Origin of the sequence: Pantoea sp. CTOTU50773, from assembly GCF_032082325.1 — a bacterium.
GTDB classification, from domain to species: domain Bacteria; phylum Pseudomonadota; class Gammaproteobacteria; order Enterobacterales; family Enterobacteriaceae; genus Pantoea; species Pantoea communis.
The window spans coordinates 3,120-13,296 of sequence record NZ_DAMDQC010000120.1 but is presented as its reverse complement, the minus strand read 5'-3'; the positions used below and the strand labels follow the sequence as shown (position 1 = coordinate 13,296).

The window sequence follows — 10,177 nt, the reverse complement described above, 5'->3', positions numbered from 1 at the left end:
CAACAGATTTTGCAGTCGCGTTTTGCATTGTTGTCGGTGCGTGAAAACGAAGTGATGCAACTGATGATTGCCGGGCAGACCAGCAAAGAGATAGCGCGTGATTTATCGCTGTCACCACGAACGGTTGAAGCCCATCGCGCCGCAGTTCTGACTAAACTGGAAATGGACAATCTTGCGCAACTGATTCACGCCTGGCAGCAACTTAACCAGGTATAACTACCTGGCAGAACGCGTGATCACCCGAATATTTATTAACCTGCTCTCATTTTACAGTGTCACCTAACATAACTCAGGAGTGACACATGACTATTCGCCTTTCTTTGATTGCTGCTGCGGCGGCATTTGTTTCTTTTGGCAGCCAGGCCGCCGTGACTGAATCCAATCTGTCATTGGCTGAGGCGCAAAAACTGGCCAGCGCAGCTATTCAGTCCTGCGCAGCAAAAAATTACAATGTCACCGTGACAGTAGTAGATCGCGCAGGTTTAGTGACTGCGGTACAGCGTATGGACAATGCCGGTCCGCACACCGTAGAAGCGAGCCGTATGAAGGCCTACACCGCGTTGAGTACCAGGAATCTGAGTGGCAAAGTGATGGAAACGGCACAGAACAATCCAGGCGCGCAGAATATGCGTGACGTACCAGGCTTTCTGCTGTTAGCCGGTGGCGTGCCGGTAAAAAGTGGTAATCAGGTGATTGGTGCGATTGGTGTCGGTGGTGCGCCGGGCGGTAATCTTGATGAGGCTTGCGCGCTGGATGCATTGAAAGCGATTGATTAAGTCATGATGGGCGCAATATATTGCGCCCATCAAGCACATGGTCTGTCGTGTCATTTCAATTAGCCTGTCCAACATAGCCAGGGCACGTCCTGCAGGCCACCCGCTACGGAATATCGGTTTCCCTGCCGCGCTATGACTCCACTGATGAACTGCCATAACGTACGCGTCTTGACGCCACAAAACACAGCAGCGGCACCGGTAAGGTAAACAACAGCAGCAACCACAGCAGTACGTACACCGCATCGACGCCGTCATTTTGCAGATTGTTATAAAGCTGAACCGGCATGCCCTGAGGGAAATAGGCGAAAATCATGACAATGCCGAACTCACCCATGGCGCGCACCCACGCCAAAGCTGTTGCAGAGGCCAAACCCGGCGCGGCCAGCGGAACCGACAAACGCCAAAATCCTTGCCACGGTGAGGCACCTAAGGTACGACCGGCATCCAGAATATCCTGCGGAACGCCCGCAAAAGCGGAACGCGCAGTGGTAATGAAGTAGGGCAGTGCGCCGTACCATTGCGCCAGAATAAACGCGGCAGGATTGTTAACCAGCGTCCAGCCAAATTTCCCCAGTAATTCCCCCGGAACACTATAAGGTCCGTAAGCGCTCACCAGTAAAATCCCCATTGCCAGTGGAGGCGTCAGTAATGGAATCATCACCAACAGTTCCACAATGGCGCGTGCGCGACCCTTTGCCTGCGACAACCACCACGCCACCGGCAATCCGCTGATAAAGATCAACAGCAGCGCAATCGCGCCCAATCCCAAAGAGGTGGAGATGGCACTGCCATCGCCCCAGGCAAGGTGCATGTGCTGCCAGTGCGTAACGCCAATCAGGGTGACGAATGGCACTGCCAGCAACATCAGTGCTGGCAGTGACAACCAAAGCGCGGTGGCGTGACCGGTCTTCATTACTGATAAACAGCTCCGCCTTTCGGTGCGGCGTAACCATTCTGTTTAAACAGCGCCTGACCTGGCTGGCTCAGCATGAAATCGACAAAGGCTTTACCCGCTGCCGTACCGTGCGGGGCGTTTTTCAGCACTGCTGCGTAGTAAACCAGCGGCTGGGTATGCAGTACTTTATCTTTGCCCGCGCTGTCTTTGACGCTGAAGCTCACAGTGTCATACCACTGTTTTGCCATGTCTGGATTGCTCAGGTTGATCTCATCCGGCAGCGCCACGTAAGGCAGATGTGCGGAAATCACTTCACTCTCATAACCTGCCGCGGCATCTACCTGACCACTCTCCAGGCGAGCCAGCAGGCCGCCCTCAAGATGGGTCTGAGCAGGGTTTTGGTAGCCACCGAGAATTTTATCGGCGATGCCCGGCTGCTTGTAATATTTCTCAGCCAGCAGCAGGGTAAAGATAATATTTTGGCCTTTTGGATCGTTGATCGGGTCAGTACGCCCGAACTTAATGCCCGGTGTCGCCAGCACTTTCAGCCAGCTAGCGTTTGTGCCTTTGGCCTGTGCAAACTGCTGAGCAAATTTCCCTTTAGGGCTGTACGCCACCACCATGCTGGTGCTGGCAACCGGTACGGCACCATCAATCAATCCAGCATCTTTTAAGATCTGCATCGGGCCTGGCGTGATGGAGACTAACACGTCAGCAGTGATTTTTTTACTCGCCAGCAGACGTGCCATGCCGTATGCGCCCTGGCCTTGCCCTTCATATTTTCCGTCGTTCTGTTTGGCAAAGACTGGACCTAAAGACTGGTCCATCACTTTCCCCATCGAACCAGCATAAGTTACGCGAATATCGGTACTGGCTTGTGCTTGCAGGCTGAGGCCCGCGGCGGCGGTTAACATCAATGCTGTGAGGTATCTGACTTGCATTCCCTTTCTCGCTATATAATTAGGTAGATAACGATTATCGGAAATTGTGCAATCAGTGCAAGCTGAAATCTGTTGCGAAATATGGGGATAGCCCGCCGGAGCGGGCTGACGACATCAGGCGAGAATGCGCTGTGCCCAGGACTCAATATCATCACCGCTGCCAATATCCAACTGCACCAGGCCGTTGGTGATAAAGGTGGGTGAGACGTGAATACCGTTCTGGCGCGAATATTTACAATGCCATTTAATTTCGTTCTGCAGCTCGGCGCGCAGGAACGGCGCGTGTGCATCGATGCCGCTGTACTGCTGCAAACGTGCAAGGATTTGGTTCGGCGTCGCGTCCATATTGGGCCCATGACTGTGATCGGTGAACTCAAACTCCTCACGATGATCGGCGACCGCCTGCAGCACACGTTTTGCAGCGGCTTTGCCCTCTGGCAAAGTGGATGCGGCGAGGATGTAACGAACGATCAGTCCGGAATACATATGCCATGGCTGGGATTGCAGCCGAATCTTCAGCGTCATCTTATCTTCCCCCACCAATGCCAGCAGCGCATCCAGCTTATTAAAAGCACGGACTGAGAACGGGCAGGTAGGTTCCAGAAACACTTCAAACACTTTGGGGCCGTGGCCCCAGATTAATGGATCGGCGTGTAAAACAGTGGTTTGACTCATATTCATTCCCTGTTGCGAGGTTAAACGTTGCCCTACTTTGGCAAAGCGCGGCGACGACAGCCAGCTTAGGTTTATGCTTTTTTGTTACAAGGACATTTGCGGTCGTCAGCACGATGCAAAATAAAAATCATTTTATAGATCCGTTAACTACAAGAATGTCCGCTGTTCCGGCATTTGCTCAGAAAATAAACGGCTATAGTTATGCCAGCTTTGTTCTCTTTTTGTGCGGTCAGCGCCGCACGGTTTATTCATTTGCCTTGAGCCGATAGATACGCAACGAGGTTCAATGTGTTTGCCGAAATATCCTGGAAAATCATCCATCAGGTGATCAATCAGACCATTGCGGAGATGGTGGATGAGCAGCAAACGTTGGATGTGGTCAGCCTGCGCAGACGGCTACGTGAAATGGCCGAAAACGAGACAGATGAAGAGATGGTGCTGTGTTACTGGCAAGCCAGCAAAGTGCTGATGCGTTTACCGCCGACAATCACCGCCAGCCAACTGATTGAAGCAGCGAGGCATGCGTTTCGCAGCCCACTGAATCACGATCCGCTTTAACCCTAAATGCTTTTCTGACGAATCGCGGATAATCGTTTGATTTATCGTCATAATCCTGGCGTACGCTCTGCTAGACTAGTGAGTCGAAAACGCTGAAACAGAGGACAGTAATGAAAATCAAAAGTTATGCCGCGATGAACGCAGGCGAAGCGCTGGTGCCTTTTGAGTATGAGGCCGGTCCGCTGGCAGCTGAAGAGGTACAGGTTGAGGTCGATTACTGTGGCGTTTGCCACTCTGACCTGTCGATGATTGATAACGAGTGGGGCATCTCCTCGTTTCCAGTGATCGCGGGCCATGAAGTGATTGGTCGCATCAGCGCGTTGGGTGATGCCGCGCAAAACAAAGGACTGAAAGTCGGTCAGCGTGTGGGCATTGGCTGGACAGCGAAAAGCTGCCAGCACTGTAATGCCTGTATCAACGGCGAGCAGGTCAACTGCGAAAACGGTTCAGTGCCAACCATCATGAACAAAGGTGGTTTCGCCAGCCATCTGCGTGCTGACTGGCAATGGGTGATCCCGCTGCCAGAGTCAATGGATATCACCACTGCCGGCCCACTGCTGTGCGGCGGTATCACCGTGTTCAAACCGCTGCTGATGCACAACATCAATGCCACCAGTCGTGTGGGCGTGATCGGCATCGGTGGCCTTGGCCACATGGCGATCAAACTGTTGCGTGCTATGGGTGCGGAAGTGACTGCGTTCAGCTCCAACGCCAGTAAAACGGAATCTATCCTGGCGATGGGTGCGGATCGCGTGGTGAACAGCCGTGATCCACAAGCATTGAACGCGCTGGCAGGCCAGTTTGATCTGATCATCAGCACCGTTGCGGTTGATTTGGACTGGCAACCGTACTTCCAGGCGCTGGCACCGCACGGTAAATTCCACACCGTGGGTGCCGTGATGAAGCCCTTTGAAGTTCCGGCTTTCAGCCTGATCATGGGTGACCGTGCCGTGACAGGATCATCCACCGGTTCTCCGGGCCAGTTGCGTTCGTTAATGAAACTGGCATCGCGTGCTGACGTTGCGCCAACGGTAGAAGCGTTCCCGATGTCGAAAATCAACGACGCGCTGGATCATGTCCGCGCCGGTAAAGCGAATTACCGCGTAGTGCTGAAAGCGGATTTCTAACATGGTGATAAAGTCGGCAGCCATGCCCTTGCAACTTCAATGTCAGATGAGGGTCCGACTATTGCGTTGCAGTGCAGCCATGCCGACCTGAAGTCTTACGGTGCGCAGCGTGCGCACCGATTCTTCGCCCCTCCATTCTTAAGCTGCATCGTCCTTCCAAACAGCATTCCCCTTACTAATAACCTGATTATTCAGCATTATATTGCTCATCACTTTGCTACTCTGATGCTCTATCGAGCAAAACTCCGAGGACAGCGATGAAGATTTCCAGCTATGCCGCTCTGCAAGCGGGTGAGGCGTTAGTGCCTTATGAATATGATGCCGGCCCGCTGGCAGCGGAAGACGTACAGGTTGAAGTCGATTACTGCGGCGTGTGCCATTCCGACTTGTCGATGATCGATAATGAGTGGGGCGGTTCACGTTATCCGTTGATTGCCGGACATGAAGTGATTGGTCGCGTGGCGGCGCTGGGAGAGGCGGCGCAAAACAAAGGGCTCAGCATCGGGCAACGCGTCGGTATCGGCTGGACGGCAAAAAGCTGCCATCACTGTGATGCCTGCATCGCAGGCGATCAGGTCAATTGCGAAAATGGCAAAGTCTCGACCATTAATAACCGTGGTGGTTTCGCCAGCCATCTTCGTGCCAATTGGCAATGGGTGATCCCGTTGCCCGAGTCGTTGGATTTGGCTTCTGCGGGTCCACTGCTGTGCGGTGGTATCACGGTATTTAAGCCGTTACTCATGCATAACATCAACGCCACCAGCCGCGTAGGGGTGATTGGTATCGGTGGGTTAGGACACATGGCGATTAAGCTGCTGCGTGCGATGGGCGCGGAAGTCACCGCCTTCAGCTCCAATGCCAGTAAAACCGACTCCATTCTGGCGATGGGCGCCAATCGGGTGGTAAACAGCCGCGATGCGGAAGCCCTGAATGCATTAACTGGTCAGTTTGATCTGATCATCAGCACCGTTGCCGTGGATTTAGACTGGAAGCCCTACTACCAGGCACTGGCGCGACAAGGCAAGTTCCACACGGTGGGCGCGGTGATGAAGCCGTTTGAGGTTCCGGCGTTCAGTTTGATTGTCGGCGATCGTGCGCTAACCGGATCTTCAACCGGTTCTCCCGCTCAGTTACGTACCTTGCTCAAGTTAGCCGCCCGCGTGGATATCGCTCCACAGGTGGAGGAATTTCCGATGTCGCAGGTCAATGCCGCGTTAGAACATGTGAGAGCGGGAAAAGCCCATTATCGCGTGGTACTCAAAGCGGATTTTTAAGTCTCGTTGATGAGATGAGGTGCGCATCCTTGCGCACCAACCCTTATTTACCTTGTGGATCGCTTTCGCCCAGGAAGAAATACCACAACGGAATCGACATCAGTGCGGTGAACACTGCGCTGTATAAGGCAATCATCAACCCCTGCGTGATGTACATCGTCAATGACCAGTGGCTAAACGGGATACCGTATTGATCGATCACTCCGCCAATAATCGCATTGCTCATCACCGAAACGACAATCACCGCCAGAATGCACACGCCGCGCAGGAAGTTACGCATCTCCTTGCGCTTCACCGTAAAGCGAGCGCGAATAATGCCAAGCGGTGACTGCTGCGACGCCAGAATCTCTGCTTCGGTCATCGGAACACGTTGCTGTTTACGCCAGCGCAGAATATCGATCAGTAAAAACGCCAGCAGGCTTACGCCCATCACCGGCAGCGCATAACCCAGCGCCAACGCCACTATCAAGCAGGTGCCTTTACTGTAGTGCGGTATGGCGAGCCAGGTTTCGGTTAATGTTTTCGCCGGGCTGGCTTCCGCTTGCTGCGGACGGCGAGCCCACCACATGCGATAACCCAGCACGATCATCGTGCATAAACCAAGTCCAAAGAACGCCAACAGCAGTTGGTTAGGCAAGCCAAACAGCACGCCCATATGCGCATCCACGCCCCAGCGCGTCAGTTTTGCCACCAGTGGGAACTGGGCGAAATAGACGTGATCAACAATCGTGAAGTCCTGCGGATTCACGGAAACCGCATCAACCCGTGTCGGCCAGCTTCGATCGATTTCGGTCACTGCCCATGCTTTGTCCGCGCTTTTCGGCTGACGTAACTCTAGCTTACTGGCGCTCAATCCATCCTGGCGGGCGGCGTTGAGTACGCGATCCCAGTCACTGTCCGGCAGATTGTCAGGCATTGGCTTCGCGGGCTGTGCAACCGGTTTTGTCATTGATGACATCGACATTTTGGACATGTCCATATCCGACATATCCATATCAGGCATCCCTGGCATGCTGTGATGGTCAGCATGAGGATCGGCGGGTGCCGTATCGCTACTAAGTGAAGTGTTGACCTGTGGTGTCAGCCAGTTCAACTCCGTACGCCAGCGGTCAATATTATTACCCGCCCACTGCGACCAGGTTAAACCGGTGGCGGAGAAGAATACCAATCCCAGCACCAGCGTCAGACCCAGCGTGATATGCCAGTGGCGGCTAAAGGCGAATCCCTTGCGCGCGGCTTTCAGCTTACGTTTCGGGCGCGTGCCCAGCCACAGCACCACGCCGCCCAGTGCAGCAACCCACAACCAGGACGCCGCGAGCTCGCTGTAGTTGCGGCCAAAATCACCCAACAGCAGACTGCTGTGCAGCAGATCAAGCGTGGTACGCAACGGCAGTACACCGCTGGTGCCGTACACCGTCATATCGCCTTTCACTTTCAGGCTATAAGGATCGATAAACACCGCGCGAGACTGCGAAGCACCCAGTGAGGCATCGCTGAACTGTACGCGAGTGGTATCCGTTGCGCCTGGCGCAGGCCGCACAGCGTAAATGTGCTGTTTCTCACCTGCGTAGGCGCGTGCCGCGCTGATTTGCGCAGACAGTGGCTGGGCAGGGCCATTGGGTTGTGCCGTTAACGCGTCGGAGTAGATGACGTTTTCCAGTTGTGGCGTCAGCACATAGAGCGTGCCGCTGAGTGCCGCGACAAAAATAAAGGGCGCGACAAACAGGCCAATATAAAAATGTAAGCGACGAAGTAGATTAAGCACCGCACCACGCGGTGCTGCAGAGTAAGCAGCAGACAAAGCCGTCTTCCTTCCGGTTAGAGAATGCCGTAACGCAAAAAGGTGCGTCGTTAATGATGTTATCAGCAGGAGAGAACAGCAGGCGGCGCACGCGGACGGTGTGTTGGGCTAAAGCGTCGGATCACCGGAGCCTGCAGAGGCGGCAGCGGTGGGGCGCGAGAAATCACCATCATCAGCCAGATGAACGGGATGAACACCCACATCATCAACGGCACATGCACCAGCAAGTCACAGTAGCCGCAGGCGAATTCACCGTCTTCCATCATGTGATGGTCCATGCCCGGCATCGCCATATCCATCATCATTTCGTGATGATGCATCGACATTTCAGACGTCATGCCGTGGGATGGCATATCCATCATGCGGCTTTGCCGTTCCATCAACGACTTCGATACGATCGGCGCGACAAACAGCAGCAGCACCGCCAGGATGGCGATACAGGCAGTCAGGCGCTGGCGAAGTTGATGTGAAAAGGTCATGGCGGCGACGAAATGATTCAACAAATGAGGCCGAAGTGTAACGCCATTGCCGCAGAAGGGTTACAGAAACTCAGGCTAATTTAGAAAAAATTCGCACCTTTTGAAAAAAGTCACTTTACGCGCTGTATTTGTTAACCTAAATGCAACCTGATGAGAACAGTGCGGAAACATGTAAACGGAGAAGCGATGAAAATAGTGATGCTGGATGGTGATACGCTGCCTACACCGCCGACACGCCCGGAGTGGTGTACGGAATGGGATTTTCGTGGAACAACGGCACAGCACGACATTATTTCTGCCTTAAAGGGCGCGCAGATTGCCATCACCAACAAAGTGCCGCTGCGCGCGGAAACACTGAAACAGTTGCCGGATCTGCGCTACATCTGTGTCGCGGCAACGGGTTACGACTGCATCGATTTGGATGCATGTCGTGAACGCGGCATTGTGGTCAGTAATGTGCCCGGCTACTCCACGCGAAGCGTCTCCGAAGGCGTAATTGCCGCCTTATTTGTCCTGCGTCGCCATCTGGTGGATTACGCTAACAGCACACGCGCGGCCTGGCCTGCATCGTCGCATTTTTGTGTGCATCGCCAGCCGATTCAGGACATTTTCGGTGCGACCTTAGGGATTGTCGGCAAAGGCGACATCGGCAGCGCGGTGGGTGCGATGGCAGAAGCGCTCGGCATGACGGTACTCTACGCGGACCGCAAAGGCAGTTCAGCGCCGCGCGCTGGTTATGTTCCGTTTGAAGAGGTGCTGGCGCGTAGTGATGTGTTGAGCTTGCATTGCCCGCTGACGCCGCAAACTCAGCAGTTAATCGATTTGCAGGCGCTGGCGCAGATGAAGCCGTCAGCCTGGCTAATCAACACTGCACGCGGTGGACTGATCAATGAAACGGAACTGGCCCACGCGCTGCGTCAGGGTGTGATTGCCGGTGCAGCGCTGGATGTGCTCAGCAGTGAACCACCGGCAGCCGATCATCCGCTGTTGCAACCGGAAATTCCTAACCTGCTGCTGACACCACACATCGCCTGGGCCAGCCAGCAGGCAGTGAACAATCTGTTGCGCGGTATTGAAGCTAATCTCGAGGGATTTGCTAAGGGCAATCCAACGCATGTGGTGAGCTAAGCGCTTAAAAAATCGAGCGGCCTAGTCGCTCAGTGAGTTTCTCCAGCAGCGCGGTGCCCGCCAGAGAGTTACCGGAGTGATCCAGCGCCGGCGACCACACCGCGATACACATCTCACCGGGGATGACCGCGACAATGCCGCCACCTACGCCCGACTTCGCGGGCATTCCCACACGCCAGGCGAACTCGCCGGCACCGTCATACATGCCGCTGGTCATCATCAGCGCATTGACCTGGCGTGCCTGACGCGGTGAGATCACGGCCCACTCATCGTGCTGACTGCGTCCCTGGTTAGCGAGATAGAGAAAGGTGCGCGCCAGCTCTTCACAGCTCATGGAGAGTGAGCAGTAGTGGAAATAGGTTTCCATCACTTTGCTGACATCATTGTGGAAATTGCCAAACGACTTCATCAGGCAGGCAATGGCGGCATTGCGAGCCGAATGCTCGTATTCAGGGCGCGAAACCACACGGTCATAATTGATGTCGCTTTGCTGGGCCAGTTTGCGAGCAGTAGCCGGCATACG

General features: G+C 54.4%; 12 protein-coding genes. 6 read left to right on the top strand and 6 right to left on the bottom strand.

Features of this window, described 5'->3' with window-relative positions; genetic code table 11:
* Positions 1 to 216 (top strand): response regulator transcription factor (locus RT340_RS16910; RefSeq protein WP_313377276.1); only part of this gene is annotated, 216 nt, incomplete at its 5' end.
* 86 nt (positions 217 to 302) lie between these two features.
* Positions 303 to 776 carry a GlcG/HbpS family heme-binding protein gene (locus tag RT340_RS16905; RefSeq protein ID WP_034830213.1) on the top strand — a complete coding sequence of 158 codons (474 nt, stop codon included), beginning with the start codon at positions 303 to 305 and terminating at the stop codon, positions 774 to 776.
* Between the two features lie 130 nt (positions 777 to 906).
* On the opposite strand, the gene RT340_RS16900 is transcribed toward RT340_RS16905, so the two are convergent.
* From RT340_RS16900 to RT340_RS16890, 3 genes are all read right to left on the bottom strand, one after another.
* Entirely contained in the window at positions 907 to 1,689 is a 783-nt protein-coding gene (locus RT340_RS16900; RefSeq protein ID WP_313377274.1) for an ABC transporter permease, read from the bottom strand.
* Entirely contained in the window at positions 1,689 to 2,612 is a 924-nt protein-coding gene (locus RT340_RS16895) for an extracellular solute-binding protein (protein WP_313377272.1), read from the bottom strand. Before RT340_RS16895 ends, RT340_RS16900 begins: the two co-directional genes overlap by 1 nt.
* Before the next feature lie 114 nt (positions 2,613 to 2,726).
* A complete protein-coding gene (locus tag RT340_RS16890; RefSeq protein ID WP_313377270.1) occupies positions 2,727 to 3,287 on the bottom strand; it encodes a thioredoxin in 561 nt (186 codons plus the stop codon).
* Positions 3,288 to 3,575: 288 nt separating this feature from the next.
* On the opposite strand from RT340_RS16890, the gene RT340_RS16885 reads away from it, so the two are divergent.
* From RT340_RS16885 to RT340_RS16875, 3 genes are all read left to right on the top strand, one after another.
* Positions 3,576 to 3,845 (top strand): hypothetical protein, encoded by a 270-nt coding sequence (locus RT340_RS16885; protein WP_313377268.1) that lies wholly within the window; start codon positions 3,576 to 3,578, stop codon positions 3,843 to 3,845.
* 110 nt (positions 3,846 to 3,955) lie between these two features.
* Positions 3,956 to 4,972, top strand: a complete 1,017-nt coding sequence (locus RT340_RS16880; RefSeq protein ID WP_211728700.1) for an NAD(P)-dependent alcohol dehydrogenase — start codon at positions 3,956 to 3,958, stop codon at positions 4,970 to 4,972.
* A 257-nt stretch (positions 4,973 to 5,229) separates the two neighbouring features.
* On the top strand, positions 5,230 to 6,246 hold the full coding sequence (locus tag RT340_RS16875) for an NAD(P)-dependent alcohol dehydrogenase (RefSeq protein WP_097118727.1): 1,017 nt from the start codon (positions 5,230 to 5,232) through the stop codon (positions 6,244 to 6,246).
* A gap of 43 nt (positions 6,247 to 6,289) precedes the next feature.
* On the opposite strand, the gene RT340_RS16870 is transcribed toward RT340_RS16875, so the two are convergent.
* Positions 6,290 to 8,047 (bottom strand): DUF2534 family protein, encoded by a 1,758-nt coding sequence (locus tag RT340_RS16870; RefSeq protein ID WP_211728699.1) that lies wholly within the window; start codon positions 8,045 to 8,047, stop codon positions 6,290 to 6,292.
* A 62-nt stretch (positions 8,048 to 8,109) separates the two neighbouring features.
* Positions 8,110 to 8,526, bottom strand: coding sequence for a DUF2946 domain-containing protein (locus tag RT340_RS16865; protein WP_097118729.1), 417 nt, complete (start codon positions 8,524 to 8,526; stop codon positions 8,110 to 8,112).
* 186 nt (positions 8,527 to 8,712) lie between these two features.
* Between RT340_RS16865 and RT340_RS16860 the strand changes: the two genes are divergently transcribed.
* Positions 8,713 to 9,654 (top strand): D-2-hydroxyacid dehydrogenase, encoded by a 942-nt coding sequence (locus RT340_RS16860; RefSeq protein ID WP_313377264.1) that lies wholly within the window; start codon positions 8,713 to 8,715, stop codon positions 9,652 to 9,654.
* Between the two features lie 4 nt (positions 9,655 to 9,658).
* Here the strand turns inward: RT340_RS16860 and RT340_RS16855 are convergent.
* A partial coding sequence (locus RT340_RS16855; protein ID WP_313377262.1) for a glutaminase occupies positions 9,659 to 10,177 on the bottom strand: 519 nt, incomplete at its 5' end.

Bases quoted from the DNA above. Each gene is read 5' to 3' on its own strand.
- RT340_RS16905 (WP_034830213.1), top strand. From the start codon at position 303: ATGACTATTCGCCTTTCTTTGATTGCTGCTGCGGCGGCATTTGTTTCT.
- RT340_RS16900 (WP_313377274.1), bottom strand. From the start codon at position 1,689: ATGAAGACCGGTCACGCCACCGCGCTTTGGTTGTCACTGCCAGCACTG.
- RT340_RS16895 (WP_313377272.1), bottom strand. From the start codon at position 2,612: ATGCAAGTCAGATACCTCACAGCATTGATGTTAACCGCCGCCGCGGGC.
- RT340_RS16890 (WP_313377270.1), bottom strand. From the start codon at position 3,287: ATGAGTCAAACCACTGTTTTACACGCCGATCCATTAATCTGGGGCCAC.
- RT340_RS16880 (WP_211728700.1), top strand. From the start codon at position 3,956: ATGAAAATCAAAAGTTATGCCGCGATGAACGCAGGCGAAGCGCTGGTG.
- RT340_RS16875 (WP_097118727.1), top strand. From the start codon at position 5,230: ATGAAGATTTCCAGCTATGCCGCTCTGCAAGCGGGTGAGGCGTTAGTG.
- RT340_RS16865 (WP_097118729.1), bottom strand. From the start codon at position 8,526: ATGACCTTTTCACATCAACTTCGCCAGCGCCTGACTGCCTGTATCGCC.
- RT340_RS16860 (WP_313377264.1), top strand. From the start codon at position 8,713: ATGAAAATAGTGATGCTGGATGGTGATACGCTGCCTACACCGCCGACA.